At 30.8% G+C, this 19,309-nt stretch carries 20 protein-coding genes; 11 read left to right on the top strand and 9 right to left on the bottom strand.

The features are described from left to right. Positions 1 to 20 precede the first annotated feature (20 nt). Entirely contained in the window at positions 21 to 1,601 is a 1,581-nt protein-coding gene (locus ANASTE_RS08425) for a PAS domain-containing sensor histidine kinase (RefSeq protein WP_007050584.1), read from the bottom strand. Between the two features lie 154 nt (positions 1,602 to 1,755). On the opposite strand from ANASTE_RS08425, the gene ANASTE_RS08420 reads away from it, so the two are divergent. Together ANASTE_RS08420 and ANASTE_RS08415 are read left to right on the top strand one after the other, a co-directional pair. Beyond that, on the top strand, positions 1,756 to 2,091 hold the full coding sequence (locus tag ANASTE_RS08420) for a GntR family transcriptional regulator (protein WP_039945442.1): 336 nt from the start codon (positions 1,756 to 1,758) through the stop codon (positions 2,089 to 2,091). A gap of 19 nt (positions 2,092 to 2,110) precedes the next feature. Next, positions 2,111 to 3,175, top strand: coding sequence for a GntR family transcriptional regulator (locus tag ANASTE_RS08415; RefSeq protein WP_007050582.1), 1,065 nt, complete (start codon positions 2,111 to 2,113; stop codon positions 3,173 to 3,175). Between the two features lies 1 nt (position 3,176). Here the strand turns inward: ANASTE_RS08415 and ANASTE_RS08410 are convergent, their stop codons facing one another. The 3 genes from ANASTE_RS08410 to ANASTE_RS08400 are packed head-to-tail and all read right to left on the bottom strand — an operon-like array spanning position 3,177 to position 5,112. Continuing rightward, positions 3,177 to 3,869: a YoaK family protein gene (locus ANASTE_RS08410; RefSeq protein ID WP_007050581.1), complete on the bottom strand. Its 693-nt coding sequence runs from the start codon at positions 3,867 to 3,869 to the stop codon at positions 3,177 to 3,179. 21 nt (positions 3,870 to 3,890) lie between these two features. Further along, positions 3,891 to 4,364, bottom strand: coding sequence for a 23S rRNA (pseudouridine(1915)-N(3))-methyltransferase RlmH (gene rlmH / locus ANASTE_RS08405; RefSeq protein ID WP_007050580.1), 474 nt, complete (start codon positions 4,362 to 4,364; stop codon positions 3,891 to 3,893). Further along, on the bottom strand, positions 4,354 to 5,112 hold the full coding sequence (locus ANASTE_RS08400) for an acyl-[acyl-carrier-protein] thioesterase (RefSeq protein ID WP_039945440.1): 759 nt from the start codon (positions 5,110 to 5,112) through the stop codon (positions 4,354 to 4,356). Before ANASTE_RS08400 ends, rlmH begins: the two co-directional genes overlap by 11 nt. A 137-nt stretch (positions 5,113 to 5,249) precedes the next feature. On the opposite strand from ANASTE_RS08400, the gene ANASTE_RS08395 reads away from it, so the two are divergent. Next, the gene (locus ANASTE_RS08395; protein ID WP_039945439.1) at positions 5,250 to 6,194 is read left to right on the top strand and encodes an AEC family transporter; all 945 of its coding nucleotides are present in this window, start codon (positions 5,250 to 5,252) and stop codon (positions 6,192 to 6,194) included. Between the two features lie 50 nt (positions 6,195 to 6,244). Here ANASTE_RS08395 and ANASTE_RS08390 read toward each other — a convergent pair whose 3' ends face one another. Genes ANASTE_RS08390 through ANASTE_RS08370 form a run of 5 tightly spaced genes read right to left on the bottom strand, consistent with a single transcriptional unit; the run spans position 6,245 to position 9,624 of the window. Further along, on the bottom strand, positions 6,245 to 6,421 hold the full coding sequence (locus ANASTE_RS08390) for a DUF951 domain-containing protein (RefSeq protein WP_007050576.1): 177 nt from the start codon (positions 6,419 to 6,421) through the stop codon (positions 6,245 to 6,247). 16 nt (positions 6,422 to 6,437) lie between these two features. Next, positions 6,438 to 7,115, bottom strand: coding sequence for a CvpA family protein (locus tag ANASTE_RS08385; protein ID WP_007050575.1), 678 nt, complete (start codon positions 7,113 to 7,115; stop codon positions 6,438 to 6,440). 23 nt (positions 7,116 to 7,138) lie between these two features. Further along, entirely contained in the window at positions 7,139 to 7,975 is an 837-nt protein-coding gene (locus ANASTE_RS08380; protein ID WP_007050574.1) for a hypothetical protein, read from the bottom strand. A gap of 1 nt (position 7,976) precedes the next feature. Then, on the bottom strand, positions 7,977 to 8,858 hold the full coding sequence (locus tag ANASTE_RS08375; RefSeq protein WP_007050573.1) for a ParB/RepB/Spo0J family partition protein: 882 nt from the start codon (positions 8,856 to 8,858) through the stop codon (positions 7,977 to 7,979). 1 nt (position 8,859) lies between these two features. Further along, positions 8,860 to 9,624, bottom strand: a complete 765-nt coding sequence (locus ANASTE_RS08370; protein ID WP_007050572.1) for a ParA family protein — start codon at positions 9,622 to 9,624, stop codon at positions 8,860 to 8,862. Between the two features lie 430 nt (positions 9,625 to 10,054). Here ANASTE_RS08370 and guaB point away from each other — a divergent pair, with 430 nt between their 5' ends. From guaB to ANASTE_RS11975, 8 genes are all read left to right on the top strand, one after another. Beyond that, positions 10,055 to 11,518 carry an IMP dehydrogenase gene (gene guaB / locus ANASTE_RS08365; protein ID WP_007050571.1) on the top strand — a complete coding sequence of 488 codons (1,464 nt, stop codon included), beginning with the start codon at positions 10,055 to 10,057 and terminating at the stop codon, positions 11,516 to 11,518. A 12-nt stretch (positions 11,519 to 11,530) separates the two neighbouring features. Then, positions 11,531 to 13,078, top strand: a complete 1,548-nt coding sequence (gene guaA / locus ANASTE_RS08360) for a glutamine-hydrolyzing GMP synthase (RefSeq protein ID WP_007050570.1) — start codon at positions 11,531 to 11,533, stop codon at positions 13,076 to 13,078. A 125-nt stretch (positions 13,079 to 13,203) separates the two neighbouring features. After that, entirely contained in the window at positions 13,204 to 13,725 is a 522-nt protein-coding gene (locus tag ANASTE_RS08355) for a hypothetical protein (protein ID WP_007050569.1), read from the top strand. A gap of 58 nt (positions 13,726 to 13,783) precedes the next feature. Further along, positions 13,784 to 14,593 (top strand): DUF262 domain-containing protein, encoded by an 810-nt coding sequence (locus ANASTE_RS08350; RefSeq protein ID WP_007050568.1) that lies wholly within the window; start codon positions 13,784 to 13,786, stop codon positions 14,591 to 14,593. Positions 14,594 to 15,027: 434 nt separating this feature from the next. Continuing rightward, positions 15,028 to 15,972, top strand: coding sequence for an agmatinase (gene speB, locus ANASTE_RS08345; protein WP_039945432.1), 945 nt, complete (start codon positions 15,028 to 15,030; stop codon positions 15,970 to 15,972). Between the two features lie 18 nt (positions 15,973 to 15,990). Next, positions 15,991 to 17,442 (top strand): YjiH family protein, encoded by a 1,452-nt coding sequence (locus ANASTE_RS08340; protein ID WP_007050565.1) that lies wholly within the window; start codon positions 15,991 to 15,993, stop codon positions 17,440 to 17,442. Between the two features lie 136 nt (positions 17,443 to 17,578). Further along, positions 17,579 to 18,130 (top strand): DapH/DapD/GlmU-related protein, encoded by a 552-nt coding sequence (locus tag ANASTE_RS12300; protein ID WP_039945429.1) that lies wholly within the window; start codon positions 17,579 to 17,581, stop codon positions 18,128 to 18,130. Between the two features lie 701 nt (positions 18,131 to 18,831). Then, positions 18,832 to 19,305 (top strand): hypothetical protein, encoded by a 474-nt coding sequence (locus ANASTE_RS11975; protein ID WP_148344975.1) that lies wholly within the window; start codon positions 18,832 to 18,834, stop codon positions 19,303 to 19,305. Positions 19,306 to 19,309: the final 4 nt, after the last annotated feature.

Below are 19,309 nucleotides of genomic sequence, written 5' to 3'. Positions count from 1 at the left end.
CAACTACGAGTACATTTATATTAGGTAATGTGTAATCTTTTATTTTTATCTATTTTAAGAGGAAGAGTCACGATAAATGTTGTTCCCATGCCCACTTTGCTTTTTACTTCGATAGTTCCATTCATTATGTCTACTATTTTTTTAGTAATAGCCATCCCAAGTCCGCTACCTTCGGTTTTATCGACTCTTCCGTCTTTCTCACGAGTAAAGGAATCAAAAATATTATTTAAAAATTCTTCTTTTATACCTATTCCCGTGTCAGTAAACGTAAACATTAATTTGGAATAGTCAGGATCACCCGTGTATTCTTCTTCAACATCTACAGTAATACTTCCTTTTTCAGGTGTAAATTTAGTAGCATTAGATAAAATATTGATAAAGCATTGACGAAGTCTCAATGCATCAAAGTAAAAGTCTTCATGTACTAAATTACGAATTCTAATAGAAAATGATTGTTCTCTGGATTTTACCATTGGCTGAAGAATAGATACTACATTTTCCAATACTTCGGGTAAAGACGCAGAGTCATTCCTTAACGTCATCTTTCCGCTCTCAATTTTGGACATGTCCAAAACATCATTTATAAGTCCAAGCAAATGTTGTCCGGATATAGATATTTTTTTCAAACAATCATTTACTTTATCGGTATTTAAAATATTCATTTGTGCTATTTCCGTCATACCCATGATAGCATTCATCGGAGTTCTTATATCGTGAGACATACTTGAAAGGAACTCTGATTTTGCCCTATTGGCATTTTTCGCTTCTTTTAATGCTTTTTGGAGCTCAACGGATTGTTTTTCAAGCTTTGTTTGCATTTTTCTTAAATCCGTTAAATCGGTCACATCTATGCATACAAATAAATAAACAGGTTCTTCTCTGATCCAATCTATACAATCTGCATTTATCTGCATCCATATATTTTCACCATTATTATCTTTAAGTTTTGCTAAAAAACGTATGTGATTACCGGCTTTTATATCTATTAAGTGATTTTTTATTATCTGCCTGTTAAAGTCAGACATCATATTGTAATGTTCATTTTTATAATTAAGTAATTTATCATTTTTATCCTGAATATCCAAAAGCTCAAGTTCATTATCATTTTTTATAATACCTTTAAAAATCAATCCCGGCAAATTATTGGTTGTTATAAGCTGAGTTTTCTGGGTTTGAACCAAATCATCTATATTTGTTATAACAGTATAAGATACCTGTTTGCCATTAATTATTTCATCGGTAAAAGTTGCATTCATCCTTACCCATACATGTCCCTTTTTACCCTTGACTGGAAGCCTGGTTATAATACTATAATCACTTTTCCCGCTGTTAATAGTCTCAATTACTGTCTTCGTAATTTCTTCAAGCTCATTTAAATATCCATGTTTTTTATAATAAATATCAGGACGATTTTTAAATTTTACTTCATATTCATCTTTTGGATAACCAATCAAATCATAATAATAATCGTTAGCCCAAACGGTTGTGAAGTATTCATCTAAAAGGTGTTTGCTTACACTGACTTTCATAGTACCCATCAGGTTATTATATTCTTCACTTAACGGCAGCGATTTATCTGTTTCATTTGTATTATGTTCCATAATATATTTCTCCCATACACGGATAAACAACTAATTGTAAATATCTATGTTAAATATACAAAGTTTCTGTGTTCATGTATATATAGCTTTATTGTAACAAATACTTTAATATATATCAAGAAAAGATATTATTTAAATTTATCAGGTGGATATTGTGAACAGAGCATTTTATGAAATGATGTATGAATATTATTCTACGCAAATATTATTTGGACATTTAAAATTTGGAGAAAAGTTACCTTCCATTGAACACTTATGTTATAAATTTCAGGTTGCACCTCAAACTGCAAGAAATACATTATATAAACTTAGGAATAATGGATTTATAGAAATTTCAGCAGGTAAAAAAGCAACAGTGATTTATAAATCTACAAATGAAGAAATAAAAAGTTATATAAATAATTATTATTTAAAAAGAGTTGATTCAATAACGGATATAAATGAGATTGCACCTTCAATGATAAATCCAATATTAAAAAAAGGACTATAAATATCTGGAAAAAGAAGATATGAATATTTTATATAATACTATTTTAAATACCGATCCCAGAGATACATATTTATCATTTACTATGGGGAGTGCAATACTTGAAAAACTCGGAAACAAATTAGCAATGAATTTATTTAATGAAATAATTTTATTTTATAAATTTCCCTATTTCGATGGTATAAATTATAACTTTTATTCTTTTATGGAAGATAACGATATAAACGTTCAGGATAGAAAAAATTACAAAGATGCAATTGATAATATATTGAAGAGCTGTAAAAATCACAAGACTGATGAGTTTTTAAAGAATTATTTTATATTCGAAGATATCTTACTGGAAGACATACAAAAATATATCAAATATCCAAATGATAAATCAAAAATATCTAATGAACAAATACCTTTCATATGGAATATATATAGAGACAGACCGCAAAAATGCTATTCAGTCGCAGAAAAGATAATAGGAGAAATTTTTTATGGAACTTATAAAATAAATTCCTATTTACCTTCATTTAAAAAAATGGAAGAAAAATATAACGTTTCTTTTAGTACAATAAGAAGAACGATTAACCTTTTAGGTACATTAGGTATAGTTAAAACTATTCCGAGAAAAGGCACAAAGGTAAGTATAGAAAATATAGATTTAGATAATTTTAATAATAAGGTTATAAACAAAAATATCAAATTGGGCTACGAAAGTTTGGAAATTTTAAAATTAAACGCATTGGAAATGAACGAGCTGATTTTTTCAAAATTTTCAAATGATGATTTTGATAATATAAAGAAAAAAATAATCTCTTTAGATAATAAAAAATCACTCGATATAATATTTGCTTATTTATCCTCTATTATATTATTTTCGAAATCAAAATTTATTAAAATGGTTTATACACGTTATTTTGCTTTGATTCTTTGGCTTTATCCAATTAATATCATATATGAGGAAAAAGAAACAATCGATATAAACCATATATTAAAAATACTGGATAAAAGAGATTCAAATGCTTTTTCAAATATAATGGTAAAGATTTTAGAAAATGTACAAGATATAGCAAAATCAGTCCTACAAAAAAAAGAGTAAATTATACTCTTTTTTTATTTTCATTTATTACTTCAACTTCTTCAATGAACATCAATACAAATACTGCTATAAGTCCTATCAAAGCAAACAGAACAGCTTTAACAAAATAGATATGAGTCAATATACTTCCAATCAATGCTCCGACTATAAAAAATAATATTATTCCATAATACTGCAAACTATTTTTAAGTATTCGTTTATCTTTTGTTTGCTTATAGTTATATAAGTGTTCCGTAGCACTTCTCAAATTTCCGGTACACATAGTAGTTGCGTAAGCATTTCCGTTGACTTTCCTAAAGCTTTCAACCTGAAGCGAGCATACGAAAGATATCAATATATTGCTCAGCATATCAAATCTTCCTGAAGGTATAAAACCTACTATGAGAAGCGCAATGATTTCTATTATTATTACAATTTGTCTCCAGTGAATGTTTTCATTATATTTATGTCTTTTTTTAATCATCTCCGCCCCTATTATACCTACAAAAAATGCAAGAATGGGAAGCAGATAAAAAGCCGCTTCTTTAAATTCTCCTTCTGCAAAATTCACTCCGAGAAGTACGATATTCCCAGTTTGAGCATTTGCAAATACTTTTCCCCTTGAAATATAAGTATATGCATCTAAAAATCCTCCTACTACGGCGAGGATCATACCTATTATATATGTCTCCGACATTTGTCTTTTTCCGGTCATAATTATCCCCTAAAAAGTCTTTTATTTATGATATGTTTCATTGTTGTTTATTTTAAAACATCTGTATATCTGTTCAAGAAGCATTACTCTGAATAATTGATGCGGAAAAGTCATTAAAGAAAATGACATTTTTTTATTCGCCCTCTTTAACACTTCTTCACTAAGCCCCAAACTTCCTCCTATTATAAAGGTGAAATCACTCTTTCCGGATATACTTAAATCATTTAATTCCTTTGCAAAATCAATGGATGTACTCTGTTTGCCTTTTATATCCATGGCAAAAATATAAGAATTTTTTGGTATCTTATTTATAATATTCTCCCCTTCTTTATTTTTCGCCAAAATATCCAAAGAGCTATTACCGGTTAACTTCTCATCATTTAACTCAATGATTTTAACTTTAGCAAATCTTGAAATCCTCTTTAAGTATTCACTTTCTGCTTCTTTAAGATATTTTTCTTTTAATTTTCCTACACATATTATATTAACATTCATCTTTTTTCTTCCATAATATTTTTATCAAAGTATAAATTTCATTCTTATCATTACATATTTTAACATTAGTATAATATTGCTCATCCTCTACTATATCTTTTGTATAGACATATGGTTCATCATCAATAGTAATTTGCTTTTTATATGTCAGCTGGATTTTATAAGGGATATATTTATCTAATATTTCTTTATCGATATAATCATAAAAATAAGAAAAATATAATGTATTATTGACGTGATTATTTATATCCAAATCAGACCTTCTAATTTGCAAAGGCTTTTTTTCTACATCAATAAACACTTTATCTTCTATATTGTCTACTTCAAAACCCTTCCCCTTTTCTATCTCATGAAGGTCATATACCTCTGCGATTTCTTTTGTTACTTTTTTTATCTTCAAAGTATCCTTTTCAACAAGCAGCCATCTTGTCTTTGCTTCTATCATGACATTATCATTTTCATCTTTTAGGAAAAACATCCTATTCCCGTAAAATCTGTTGAATGAATAAGGATATGTTTCTATCTTTACTTTATCTCCGATTTTACCATATTTATAAATGTTCATATCATAATTCAATAATATCCATGTAAAATCACTGGTCCTTTCTATACCTAAAACTTCATCCTGCCTTAAAAATATATCTTGGAACCATCTGGCGGCTTCCATCGGTTTAAGCATATTATTATTATCTGCATTTGAATATTTGACCCTGTGATTTTCAGTTATATACGATTTTAATTGTTTCATTTTTGCTCCTAACATTATGTTAAAATTCTTCTGCCTTACATTATACTACGTCTTTTCTATTTTTCAAATTATATAAACATACTTTATTGTCTTTATACTTTTTATATGGTAAAATTTTTCCGGAAGGACTGACATATATGGACAACTTGATTTTCAGCTTGAATGCTACATTACCGATTTTTTTAACAATGGTAGTAGGCATTATTTTAAAAAAGTTAAATATATTCAATGATAACTTTTTATCTTCATTAAATAAATTTGTATTTACCGTAGCTTTGCCGATTCTATTATTTCAGGATATAAGCTCAACGGATTTTATTAAAAATTGGGATACTAAATTTGTAATATTTTGCTTTATAGTTACTTTGCTATCTGTGGCAATATCATATTTAGTTTCCATGTTTTTAAAAGATAAATCAATACAGGGAGAATTCGTGCAAGCCTCATATAGAAGCTCGGCTTCAATTATAGGAATAGCATTCGTACAAAATATATATGGAAATATAAGTGTAGCTCCTCTTATGATAATAGGAGCTGTTCCCTTATATAATATAGTTGCAGTAATAGTATTATCTTTCTTAAAACCTACTAAAGATAAACTTACTTTTAATACAATTAAATCAACGATTAAAGATGTAATTACAAACCCTATAATACTCGGGATACTCATAGGTATGATATGGTCCATACTAAAAATCCCCAAACCTACGATTTTGGATAAAACACTTATAAGCCTTGCCAACTTAGCAACGCCTTTGGGATTAATAGTAATCGGCGCCGGCTTTAATTTTAAAAAAGCATTTAATAATATTAAACCTGCACTGATATGCAGTTTTTTAAAGTTATTAGCCTTTTGTGCATTATTCCTTCCTCTGGCAGTATATATAGGTTACAAAAACGAATATCTTGTAAATATACTGGTTATGCTTGGTTCCGCAACGACCGTAAGCTGTTACATTATGGCAAAAAATATGGGACATGAGGGTATACTTACTTCCAACGCAGTCATGCTTACAACAATGCTGAGTTCTTTTACCCTTACCGGCTGGCTGTTTATATTAAAAAGTATGGGATTAATATAATGTTTCACGTGAAACATAAATAAAAAAGAGACTAAACAGTCTCTTTTATTTTAAACTTTACACTTTACACTTTTATTAAATTTTGCTCGTGATAAAGTAACTATCCTTTTACACTGGATACATTCAAGTTTAACATCAGAGCCTATCCTTACTATCTCCCATTTATTGGTCCCGCATGGGTGTCCTTTTTTCATCATTACAATGTCATTTACCAGATAATTTTCCATAATATAATTCTCCTAATCAAAACAGAATATATCCTATATAAAAGTAACTTGCAAATAAGGAATCTCTCAGTGCTATATTAAGAGGTGAATCCTTTAAAAATATTGCAATAACAAATAATATACTTATTATCACAAGGTTTAAAAGAAGCCCTTTTAAAAATCCAAATACAGCTCCTCCTATTGTATTAAAAGTACTGATAACAGGAAGTTTTGTAACTAAATTTAATACCTCTACCAACAAAGAAATAACTACAAAGGCAAATATCAATAATCCAATAAATGAGATAAATGAAACTATAGACGCCGTAGTTATATCCACAACTGTCGAATTTGCATTTCCCGCAGCTTGAACACCATTGTTCCATAAGTTTTCAAAAAACTTGATTACGGAATTAGGGACTTCACCGAGGTTCAAACTGTTAAACCATACGCTTACACTATTTGAAGCATCACTTACCCCGCTTGGAACGCTGGGAAGAGTATCTTTAACTTTAAAAAAGTTATGTATAGTGTTTTCTATATTAGTATTATTTATAAGCCAGCCCGAAAGGACCGGAGTAAAAATCTTCGCGACTATAAAACTTAAAACAATAGTTACTAAAGAAAATACACTTTTAACAAGCCCCTTATAAGCTCCGAGTATAATACATATACCAATAATTACAATTATTAAAATATCAATCCATGTCAGCATAATATTTTCCTTTTAAAGAAGACTTATTTATCTTCATTTTTAGGTTCTTTTTGCTCCTTTAAATTTTCCTTTAATATACTATTTACAATTTCCTCAGCTAACTTATCTTCTTTTTCATCTAAATCTTTTGTTATAGTGGTCGTATCCGTAACCAAGGCTTCTTCTATTTTGTCGTTATCATTAGAAATTTCGTTTAGTTCACTTTTCTTGTATGATAATTCATCATCAATTTCTTCTGTTACTTTTTCGCTGTCCTCTTCTACTTTTTCTTTTTTCTTTAGTTTTCGCTTATTCTTTTTTTCTTTCTTTGCTTTTTTATCTTTTTTATTCGGTTTAGATTCTATATTGTTTTCTTTATCATCTCTTTTATTTTTTCTTCTTTTGCCGCCATTAATAGCATATCCCAAAAGCTCTCCTATGAAATAAGAAATACCCATTACCGCATAATTCACTAAAAACAGTATATATCCGCTGCCTTTAAACATAGCCATAAATAGTGTAATTGGCTTATTGAAAAATATAAGAGGTCCGCCAAGGAAAAAGAAATGAGTCCAGCCCTGACTTTCCATAGGTACAAGTTTACTTACACCATATGATATACCGGTATATAATAATATTGGGAATAAAGCGATCAAAACAGCTAAGAACAATTTCCCTACTTTGTCCATGTCCCCGCTTACTGCAACTTTAAACCCGCATATCAACCATATTATTACTTCTGCAATAAGCATTATCATTGCTATAACTACATTATTAACACTAACTATCATTCCTACAATATATATTATAAAACATAATAAAAGCTGTAGTCCGTTTACCAACATCGCCGTACCAAAGTATTTAGTTTCTTTTTTTGTCATATTATTTATCCTCTATATTAAAAAGTTCTAAAAGTCTCGATAAATCTTCATTTGAATAATAATCAATTACAATACTTCCCTTATTACCTTTATCATTTAGCTTAACTTTTGTTCCAAATGTTAAAGACATCTTGTGTTCCAAATCTACAATATAGGGATTTTCCTTTTTTTCTTTAATTGTTTTTTTAGGTTTATCGTTTTTATTACCTTTAAATTCCTTACTTAATTTTTCACTTTCTCTGACAGATAAGTTTTTACTTATAATTTCCTCTAAAAATTCATCTCTGTATTTTTCATCGACCGAAAGGATCGCTCTTGCATGCCCTGCCGATATTTTATTATCTCTTATGGCTTTCTTTATATCTTCCGTTAAAGAAAGGAGCCTTAAAGTATTTGCAACGCTTGCTCTGCTGGTGCCAAGTCTTTTTGCTATATCTTCCTGCGTCATTTTAAAACTCTCTTTTAACTCATTATATGCTTCAGCTTTTTCTATTTCATTTAAGTCTTCTCTTTGAAGATTTTCAATCAAAGACACTTCGCTTATTTCCTTTTCGCTGTAATCTTTGATTATTACAGGAACTTCCTTTAGCCCCGCAAGGATAGAAGCTCTGTATCTTCTCTCTCCCGCAACGATGACATACTCGTTATCCTCTTTTACAACAAGCAAAGGCTGAATAACACCGTGTTCCTTAATCGAATCGGATAATTCTTTTATTTTCTCTTTATCAAAATGTTTTCTTGGCTGATTTGCATTTGCCTTAACTAAATTAATATCTACTTTTTTTATATCATGCTCGTTATTTTCACTGAAAACACCATCTACATCTTCCTGAGGGATGAGTGCAGAAAGTCCTTTCCCGAGACCGCCTGATTTTTTTTTCATATTATTCCCCTTTTTTAAGTAATTCTTTCGCTAAATTCATATAAGCTTTTGAACCTTTTGAAGAAGGATCATATTCCACAATCGTTTGACCGAAACTTGGAGCTTCGGCAAGTCTTATATTTCTTGGGATAATCGTTTCGTAAACTTTATTTCCAAAAAATCTTTTTACTTCTTCAACTACCTGAGTTGAAAGATTAGTCCTATTATCAAACATCGTAAGAAGTACACCCTCTACTTTTAAATATGGATTTATACCTTTCTTAACAAGATTGATAGTATTCATCAGCTGACTAACTCCTTCAAGCGCATAATACTCACATTGTATAGGTATAAGAACACTGTTTGATGCACAAAGAGCATTGATTGGAAGCAGTCCCAAAGAAGGAGCACAATCTATAATAACATAATCATAGCCAGCAATCAGCGAACTTATATGTCTTTTTAAAATCGTTTCTCTCTTCGGCTTACTTGCTATTTCAATCTCAGCACTTGCAAGATCTATACTTGAAGGTATCAAATCTAAATTTTCAACTTCGGTATTTATAACGACATTACTTCCGTCTACATCGTTGACAATAATGTCATATGTACTGTATTCAAGCTTAGTTCTATCTATATCCAGTCCGCTGGTAAAATTGCTTTGAGGATCAAGATCTATCCCAAGGACTTTTTTATCCATTTTAGCAAGACATGCAGATAAATTAACTGCGGTTGTTGTCTTACCAACGCCTCCCTTTTGATTAAATAATGATATTATCTTTGTCATATTTCTTACTTCTTCCCTATTATATTTTTACTTTCTACATTGTAACACAGAAAAAGTACCCCTTCAATAAATTTAATATTAAAAAATGTTTCACGTGAAACATTAAAATTTATATAGTAAATAAAATATTATATATTATAATATTTTAAGCTTAATTTAACTTGAATTTATTTTGAAAATTCAAACATTTATCTTTAAATAAATAACTGTTTTCATATTATAATTCATATAATCAGCAATTTAATTTTTATTAAGATAAGAATATTCTAATCACCTTGATATTTAACAATTTTTTCTCATTTTTTATTGATTTTTATGTTTACAAAAAAGACTTTTTGCATTAATATATATATAAATTAAAATACAGTTTACTTTTTAGAAGATAGCAAGGACTTTATCTTCGATTTTTTTATATTATAAGGAGGCAATCATGGGTAAAATTTTAAAAGAAGGACTAACATTCGACGATGTGTTATTAATACCGAGAAAAAGCGATGTTATCCCTTCAGAGGTAGACACATCAACATATTTAACAAAGAAAATCAAACTTAATATTCCACTAATGAGTGCGGGAATGGATACTGTAACAGAATCAAAGCTTGCTATAGCGATGTCAAGACAAGGCGGTATAGGTATTATTCATAAGAATATGACTATTGAACAACAAGCAGCCGAAGTTGATAAAGTAAAAAGAAGCGAACACGGGGTTATTGTAGATCCATTCTTTTTATCACCTGAACATGTAGTTGAAGACGCAAATGAAATCATGGCAAGATATAAAATTTCGGGAGTGCCTATTACAGATAAAACAGGTACACTTGTAGGTATCATTACAAACAGAGACTTAAGGTTTGAAAGAGACCCTAAGAAAAAAATAAAAGATGCTATGACTAAAGACAACTTGATCACAGCAGCCGAAGGTACGACTTTAGAAGAAGCTGAAAAAATACTTAAGAAAAACAGAATTGAAAAACTTCCTATAGTAGATAAAAACTTTAAATTAAAAGGTCTTATAACAATTAAAGATATCGAAAAGAAAATCCAATATCCAAATGCTGCAAAAGACGAACAAGGAAGACTTCTTGCAGGTGCGGCAGTCGGAACAGCAGCAGATACAATGGAAAGAGTTCAAGCATTGGTAGATGCAAAAGTTGATGTTATTGTACTTGACACAGCTCACGGACATTCAACGAATGTTTCTGACTGGTTAAAGAAAATCAAAAAAGTTCATCCTGATTTACAAATCATCGCAGGTAATGTTGCAACAGGAGAAGCTACAGAAGATTTGATAAAAGCAGGAGCGGATGCAGTCAAAGTCGGTATGGGACCGGGTTCTATTTGTACTACAAGAGTTGTTTCAGGAATAGGTGTACCTCAAATCACAGCGGTAATGGACTGTGCGGAAGTAGGTAATAAATACTCAGTTCCTGTAATTGCCGACGGAGGTATCAAATTCTCGGGAGATATCACTAAAGCTATTGCGGCAGGAGCAAGCACTGTAATGCTTGGAAGTATGTTTGCGGGAACGGAAGAAGCTCCGGGCGAACTTATAATATATCAAGGAAGACAATTTAAAGCATACAGAGGAATGGGTTCCGTTGCGGCTATGTCACAGGCAAACAACTCTTCAGACAGATACTTCCAAAGCGGACAAAAGAAACTTGTTCCGGAAGGGGTTGAAGGCAGAGTTGCATTCAAAGGAAATATCGCCGATAATGTATTCCAATTAATAGGCGGTCTTCGTGCAGGAATGGGGTACTGCGGATGCGGTACCATCGAAGAACTTAGAAATGATGCAAACTTCGTTAAAATAACAGCTGCGTCACTTCAGGAATCTCATCCTCATGATATTTCAATAACAAAAGAATCTCCAAACTATACAAGAGAATTTTAAGGAAAATAAAATATGAGCAAAAAAAATGAATTAGTAATAGTTTTAGATTTCGGAGGACAATACAATCAGCTTATCGCCAGAAGAGTAAGAGAATGTAATGTTTACTGTGAAATAAAACCATACACTATTTCTCTGGAAGAATTAAAAGAACTAAATCCTAAAGGAATTATTTTTACCGGAGGTCCTAACAGTGTATACGGTGAAGATTCCGCAACATATACAAAGGAAGTATTCGAAGCAGGTATCCCTATCCTTGGAATATGCTACGGTTCTCAGTTAATGGCACATAAGCTTGGAGGAACAGTTGAAACTGCTCCGGTAAGCGAATACGGGCATACCGAAGTTGAACTTGATACCTCTTCCCTACTCTTTGAAGATATAGATGAAAAAAATATTTGCTGGATGAGCCATACGGATTATATATCCAAGGAGCCTCAAGGTTTTAAAGTTACAGGAAAAACTCCGGTTTGCCCTGTAGCAGCGATGGAAAACAAAGATAAAAATCTATACGCGGTTCAGTTCCACCCTGAAGTCATGCATACAAAAAAAGGAACCAAAATCATAAGTAACTTCCTATATAATATTTGTAAATGCAGCGGCGACTGGAAAATGGATTCATTCGTAGAGGATACAATTAAGAATATAAAAGAAAAAGTCGGAAACGGTAAAGTTTTATGCGCACTATCTGGAGGAGTCGACTCTTCCGTTGCTGCAGTAATGTTAGCAAAGGCAGTAGGCAAACAACTAACATGTGTATTCGTAGACCATGGTCTCCTTCGTAAAAATGAAGGTGATGAAGTCGAAGCGGTATTCGGTCCCGACGGTCCATACGATCTAAATTTTATAAGAGCTAATGTACAACAGAGATTTTACGATAAACTTGCAGGCGTAACAGACCCGGAAACTAAAAGAAAAATCATTGGTGAAGAATTTATAAGAGTATTCGAAGAAGAAGCTAAAAAAATCGGAACCGTGGATTTCTTGGTTCAGGGAACTATATATCCTGATGTTGTGGAAAGCGGATTAGATAAAAGTGCGGTAATAAAATCACATCACAACGTAGGCGGACTTCCCGACTACGTAGACTTTAAAGAAATCATTGAGCCTCTGAGAGATTTGTTTAAAGACGAAGTTAGAAAAGCAGGAAAAGAACTTGGTATTCCGGAATACTTGGTAATGCGTCAGCCATTCCCGGGACCGGGACTTGCCATTAGAATAATCGGAGAAGTAACCGAAGAAAAAGTAAAGATAGTTCAGGATGCAGATGCAATTTACAGAGAAGAAGTGGCAAAAGCAGGAATAGACAAAGACCTAGGACAATACTTTGCGGCACTTACAAATATGCGCTCGGTAGGTGTAATGGGTGACTTTAGGACTTACGACTATGCAATAGCACTTAGAGCAGTAATGACTTCGGACTTTATGACAGCGGAAGCAGCAAAACTTCCTTGGGAAGTCCTTCACAAAGTAACAACAAGAATAGTAAACGAAGTCGACCACGTAAACAGAGTACTGTACGACTGTACGAGTAAACCACCTGGAACGATTGAGTTTGAGTAGAATAAATAAAAGCACTTCAGAATATGAAGTGCTTTTTAATGAGATAAAGTAGTATATGTCGGAATTTGTCTTTTTATGTAAACGTTGTATAATAAAAAAATAATAATATTTATCAAGGATTAAATATGTCTATTAAAGAAAAATTGGAAAATGATTTAAAAAATAAAGAAATATCAGATTTATCTATTGTCGAAAAATATATTTGTTTTGGTGTTCCAATTATTTTTAAGAATAACGAAGAAAGATATTATGAATTATTACAAGACCTTAGAAATCATTTTACTCTAAATTCAATGAGAAATATAATTATAGTCGGATCTTCAAAATTAGGATTTAGTATTGCTCCAGGTAAAAGATTTAAAGATATTTCAGATGATTCAGACATTGATGTTGCCATAATAGATGAAGAATTATTTGATACCTACTGGGAAAAATTATTTGAGTTTAATATAAAATTAAAAAGTAGAAGTAATCAAGAGGAACTTAATTATAGAAGATTTTTAGAGTATTTTTTTAAAGGATGGCTAAGACCAGATTTATTTCCATTTAATTATAAGGGGAAAAACGAGTGGTTCGATTATTTTTCTAATATATCATACAAAAAATATGACAAAAGAAAAGTAACAGCAGCAATATTTAAAAATTAATACTTTTTTAAAAAATATCATGAAAACAATATAAGAACATGGAGAAAGGAAATAAAAAATGCAACAAAGTAATACAACGGGAATTGCAACAAATAAAAAAATTATTGATCTTTATCAAGATATGAATGAAAATAAACTAATTCTACAACCATCATTTCAAAGAAAATTAGTATGGAATAATAAACATAAAGAAAATTTTTTACAAACAATATTAGGACAATATCCATTCCCTGAAGTCTATTTTGCAGATGGAAATATTGATACTGAGAATATTCAAGCAACAAAACAAGTCATTGATGGGCAACAAAGGCTAAGTACTATCTATCAGTACATAAGCAATAATGATGATTTAGTATTAAAGAAAATAAAAAAATTTAAAGATTTAAGTCAAACAAAAAAAGAATGTTTTTTAAATTACACAGTTGTAGTAAGAGATTTAGGTAAACTTTCTGATATTCAAATTAAAGAAATATTTAGTAGAATTAATTCAGTAAATTATGCTTTAAATGCAATGGAAATTAATAATGCTTTATATGAAGGTGAATTTATTACAACAGGTAAAGAAATAATTAAAACTAAATTACTGGAAAATTTAGATGTATTAAGTGATAGCGAAATATCACGAATGAATGATTTAGAATTCATTATAATATTAATGACCACTATAGAGATAGGTAGATATTTCAACAGTAATCGAGAAATCGAAAGTTATATTAAAAAATTTGAAGACGAATATCCTAATAAAAATATAATTAAAAAATGCTTTATAAATGTATTAACTTTCATTAATAAATTAAACTTACCTATTGATTCTTTATGGTACAGAAAATCATCTATATTTACATTAATATCAGAAATAATGTTTTAAATTTATAGACATGATAAGTGTTTGCCAGACACAAATATAGTATGTGAAATTTTAATTAAATTAGAAAAAAAAATATTACAATCAAAAAGTAATGGAACTATGGATAAATATTATGAATTTTATAATTACATATATCAGGGTACATCAAGCCGTAAAGGAAGGAATGTTCGAGGAGAAATTCTAAGAGAAGAAATAAAACAACTATTTTAATAAATTTATCTTAAAAAAATTAAAATGCAAAAGTATAAATAATTTTTTTAAATATTAAAGAATTTAATAAAGCACTTTTAATTAATTTGTTTTTATTTAAGCTTAATTTACTTCCTCCCGAATATTCAGAATATATTGAAAATAATGTCGAAATATGCTATTATAAAGGGCAAAAAGAGGATATTTTATAACATTTTAAAATGTCTAAGGAGGAAATTATTATTATGTCAGAAGTAAAACAACCCGCAAGTGCCCTATCATCACCTAGATTTTGTAATATGGGGACTTTTATGAGAATGGATAAAGTGGACAGTGCAAAAGGTCTTGACTTTGCGATTGCAGGTGCACCTTTTGATACCGCGAGCTCATTCCGTTCAGGATCAAGATTTGGACCAAATGCAATCCGTAACATCTCTGCAATGATGAAACCTAATAATGTATTGATGCAAGTTAATATCATGGACGGTCTACAAGGAGGAGATATCGGTGACTTCCCTGTCATTCCCGGATATATCCATCCTACTTATAAAGCGATTGAAGAAGGAGTAAAAGGAATAATAGACGAAGACGCTGTTCCTATAGTGCTCGGAGGAGACCATTCCATAACTTTAGCGGAACTTCGTGCAGTAGCTAAAAAACATGGTCCCGTGGCATTGGTTCATTTCGATTCTCATTCGGATTTATGTGATGAAGTATTCGGAGAAAAATATAACCACGGAACACCTTTCAGAAGAGCATTGGAAGAAGGTTTGATCGACCCTTCACATTCCATTCAAATCGGTATGAGAGGTTCGTTATATGACCCTGATGAACATAAAATGGCTGCAGAACTTGGGATGTTATTGATTCCGGGACACAAAGTTAGAGAAATGGGAAGTAAAAAATTACTTGAAACAGCTCTTGAAAGAGTTGGAGATAAACCTTGCTTCTTAACATTCGATATCGACTTTGTAGACCCTGCATATGCTCCCGGTACGGGAACACCCGAAGTAGGCGGCTTTACTTCTTGGGAATCTCTTGAAATGGTAAGAGGGCTTAAAGACCTTAACTTTATCGGAATGGATTTGGTTGAAGTTCTACCTGCTTACGACCATGGAGAAATCACAGCTTATCTTGGTGCAAATATAGTATTTGAATTCTTGTCAATTCTAGCAACAAAGAAAAAATAGAAAGGGCAAGAGTGATAAATGGAAAATAATACAACAACAAAAGTAGTCTATGATCCGGACATGCCTTCAAATGAGCTGGATAATATAACATTTAAAAAAGATAAATTTCTAAAAAGTCTTATAAGACTCATCATTTGCTCTGTTATAGGTATACTGGTATTCTTTGTGTCTGTTCCTCATAACGGAGACAGTGAAATCATATTTAGTATAGTTTATAACTGGCTTATAGGGCTAATGGGTAATTTTGCATACTGGGTAATCGCATTAATAGTAGGAGGAAACCTATTTGCTCATATTTATTATAAGTACATAAAAAAGGGCAAATGTACATCCACATTTGCTGGAGTATATGAAAATGATACTATACTTCATACTATCCTATACTCTTTAGGGTTTATATATGTATTCTTATACGCGATGAAAATGAACATCGCCGGTTTCGTCGGTCCCGAATTCATCGTTGGAGACGCAACGGGCGGAAGTGTTGTACCCCCTATCGTTCTCGGTGTACTCGGGATTATCATAGTGGGAGCGGTATTCATGCCTTTCTTACTTAACTACGGAATACTTGAAATAGTAGGAGCATTATTGGAGCCTTTCATGAGACCTTTATTCAAAGTCCCGGGAAAAGCAGCACTTGATGCAGTAGCTTCATTCGTAAGCTCCTCATCTTTAGGCGTTCTCATTACAAACAGACTTTGGAAGAAAAATGCCTATACAGATAAAGAAATGGTTGCGATAATGACGGGCTTTAGTGCCGTCAGTATAGGTTTTGCATACCTTGTTATAAATACCGCAAACCTAGGACACTTATTCTTAAAGATATACGCAATCAGCTTCGTGCTTGTTTTCATTATGGAAATCATCATGGTTCGTATACCTCCTATCTCAAGAAAGAAAAATGTTTATTACAACGGAAGAGAACAAAGCGAGGCAGAAAGAAAAGACGGTGCCAAAGCAAGCCTTTCAATATTCAAAACAGGTTTCAGCCGTGCCGTAAAAAGAGCAGGCATAGCAAACGGCGTAGCAACTGACATAAAACTCAGTGTAATGGACAGTTTGCTGATACTGCCTCAAGTCCTTACCATGCTTTCCGCTATTGGTGTATCGGCATTGATTTTAGCGGAGTACACTCCTGTATTTCAGTGGCTTGGTAATATATTTAAACCATTACTGCTGATATGTCAGGTTCCGGATGTTTCCTTGATTGCACCTTCTATCCCTGTTGGTATCGCGGAAATGTTCTTACCCGTACTTGTTATGGGAACAAAAATAACACTAATCAGCGAGCCTGCAAGAGTATTTGTTACACTTGTATCTATAGTACAAATCATATTTTTCTCGGAAACCGCAACGGTTATGCTTGCAACTAAATCTCCGATTAAATTTTGGGAAATAATAGTTTGTTTCTTGGAAAGAACTGTTATTGCAATACCTCTTGCGGCAATCGTTATTCATTTATTCTTTTAAATATATAAATATAAACAGCAGTTCTATACTGCTGTTTTTTTATTGTGAAAATAATTTTTTTAAATTTTTATATTTTTTTCTTGACCTTGAGTTAGCTCTAAGTGATAAGATTGGAAATCGAAGGAGAGTGAATAAAATGAAAAAAGATGTATTTAAAATGTTAAGAAATGCAGAAAGAGTTGATTTACATGCAGATTATTTTAAACCTGCTGTAGATGAAATGATGAGAACAAGATGTTTATGTTTTGATGTTAATAATATTAGACCCGATGGTGATATAAATTCTATATTTGAAGAAATATTCAATGATTCTATGGATACCAAAAGAATCCTAACACCATTTCAGCTTGATTTCGGAAATCAAACCAAATTAGGAAAGGGCGTATTTATCAATCATAGTTTTGTCGGTTCAGCTGCCGGCGGGATAATCATAGACGACGATGTTCAAATAGCACCGAAAGTAACAATATTGACAGTAAACCATGACCATTATGAAAGAAATATTTGTATATGCAAAACCGTACATATCAAAAAAGGTGCATGGATCGGTTCAGAGAGTACTATATTACCCGGTGTCACAATCGGAGAAAATGCAATAGTAGGTGCGGGCTCGGTTGTAACAAAAGATGTTCCGGATAATTGTGCGGTTGTTGGAAACCCTGCAAAAATAATTAAAAAATTAGATTAAGATTAATAATATTTTGCTTGACTTGGAGTTAACTCCAAGTGGTAAAATATTACTATAATAAGTATTTACATCTTGAGAAACAAAAATGTAATTAGACAGCCATATCAATATATTCAGTCAAATAATAAAGATACCTAAAATAATTATAAAAATATTATGATAGAATTACCATATAAAGTATTTTTGTATTTTAGAGGAGATTAGTGTTGAGCTATTTTAAAAAGCTTAGTGGAGTTTTATTGATATGTTTAAGCAGTCTGGGCATTTTATTATTTACTTTTATGATTATAAATGAATTGCTGAAATACTTTGAATTTGGGAGTATTGATGGTGGTTTAAGTGTATTTGCTTTTTGTATAATATCTATTATCATTTTTATTTACCTTTTAATATTAGGTATAAAATTAGTCAAAAAAAATAGTAAAGAAGAAAATATAATCTATGATAAAAGTGAATATAAAATAAGTCACTCTGACAAAAATTCAGATAACATAAAAAATATCAATAATCAAGTATTTATAAAGGATAATGATATACATATTGGGAAATATAATGATTACGCACCCAAAGATTATATAAAATACGGAATTATTTATCTCTTTATTATGTTACTTGTTGCTGTTATTCTTTTAATTGGATTCACCTTTTTTTCCTTAATATACTTACCGAAAGAGATAAGAAACATAATATCATGTTTTACAGTGATTTTATTTGGTATAGTTTTAGTATCATTATCATTTAAAATAGGAATTCTTATAAATTCCATGCTTTTAACATTTGCAATGGATAAAAATAAAAAATTATATTTATTTGATTATAATTCAAGAGAATTTAAAAGTCGTACCAAAATCAATATAGTAAGCACGGGAACTATAAGTAATATATTAGCTATTATAAGCTACATATTTAACAGCAAACAAAATGCTGAAATCATAAATAAAATAGATAAAAACCATATCATTGAAAACATTATGTCTTCAGGAAACATATATACATACGGACAGGAAATAAATTCTGTAGAAAAATTATCTATTAATAAAAATAACTGCAAACTCATCTTAAAACTTAAAAGAGAAGATGAAAGTACATATAAAAGAAAAATAGTAATTCCCAAAAGTTATGATAATTTTGATGAATTATTATCGGTTTTTAAAAGACTTGAAATGTATAATTAAAATA

This window comes from Anaerofustis stercorihominis DSM 17244, assembly GCF_000154825.1.
GTDB lineage: Bacteria > Bacillota > Clostridia > Eubacteriales > Anaerofustaceae > Anaerofustis > Anaerofustis stercorihominis.
This window is presented reverse-complemented; position numbering and strand designations above follow the sequence as displayed.

What these genes read in the sequence shown, in the direction of transcription:
- ANASTE_RS08425 (WP_007050584.1), bottom strand. Translation starts at nt 1,601, where the DNA reads ATGGAACATAATACAAATGAAACAGATAAATCGCTGCCGTTAAGTGAA.
- ANASTE_RS08415 (WP_007050582.1), top strand. Translation starts at nt 2,111, where the DNA reads ATGAATATTTTATATAATACTATTTTAAATACCGATCCCAGAGATACA.
- ANASTE_RS08410 (WP_007050581.1), bottom strand. Translation starts at nt 3,869, where the DNA reads ATGACCGGAAAAAGACAAATGTCGGAGACATATATAATAGGTATGATC.
- rlmH (WP_007050580.1), bottom strand. Translation starts at nt 4,364, where the DNA reads ATGAATGTTAATATAATATGTGTAGGAAAATTAAAAGAAAAATATCTT.
- ANASTE_RS08400 (WP_039945440.1), bottom strand. Translation starts at nt 5,112, where the DNA reads ATGAAACAATTAAAATCGTATATAACTGAAAATCACAGGGTCAAATAT.
- ANASTE_RS08395 (WP_039945439.1), top strand. Translation starts at nt 5,250, where the DNA reads ATGGACAACTTGATTTTCAGCTTGAATGCTACATTACCGATTTTTTTA.
- ANASTE_RS08390 (WP_007050576.1), bottom strand. Translation starts at nt 6,421, where the DNA reads ATGGAAAATTATCTGGTAAATGACATTGTAATGATGAAAAAAGGACAC.
- ANASTE_RS08385 (WP_007050575.1), bottom strand. Translation starts at nt 7,115, where the DNA reads ATGCTGACATGGATTGATATTTTAATAATTGTAATTATTGGTATATGT.
- ANASTE_RS08380 (WP_007050574.1), bottom strand. Translation starts at nt 7,975, where the DNA reads ATGACAAAAAAAGAAACTAAATACTTTGGTACGGCGATGTTGGTAAAC.
- ANASTE_RS08375 (WP_007050573.1), bottom strand. Translation starts at nt 8,858, where the DNA reads ATGAAAAAAAAATCAGGCGGTCTCGGGAAAGGACTTTCTGCACTCATC.
- ANASTE_RS08370 (WP_007050572.1), bottom strand. Translation starts at nt 9,624, where the DNA reads ATGACAAAGATAATATCATTATTTAATCAAAAGGGAGGCGTTGGTAAG.
- guaB (WP_007050571.1), top strand. Translation starts at nt 10,055, where the DNA reads ATGGGTAAAATTTTAAAAGAAGGACTAACATTCGACGATGTGTTATTA.
- guaA (WP_007050570.1), top strand. Translation starts at nt 11,531, where the DNA reads ATGAGCAAAAAAAATGAATTAGTAATAGTTTTAGATTTCGGAGGACAA.
- ANASTE_RS08355 (WP_007050569.1), top strand. Translation starts at nt 13,204, where the DNA reads ATGTCTATTAAAGAAAAATTGGAAAATGATTTAAAAAATAAAGAAATA.
- ANASTE_RS08350 (WP_007050568.1), top strand. Translation starts at nt 13,784, where the DNA reads ATGCAACAAAGTAATACAACGGGAATTGCAACAAATAAAAAAATTATT.
- speB (WP_039945432.1), top strand. Translation starts at nt 15,028, where the DNA reads ATGTCAGAAGTAAAACAACCCGCAAGTGCCCTATCATCACCTAGATTT.
- ANASTE_RS08340 (WP_007050565.1), top strand. Translation starts at nt 15,991, where the DNA reads ATGGAAAATAATACAACAACAAAAGTAGTCTATGATCCGGACATGCCT.
- ANASTE_RS12300 (WP_039945429.1), top strand. Translation starts at nt 17,579, where the DNA reads ATGAAAAAAGATGTATTTAAAATGTTAAGAAATGCAGAAAGAGTTGAT.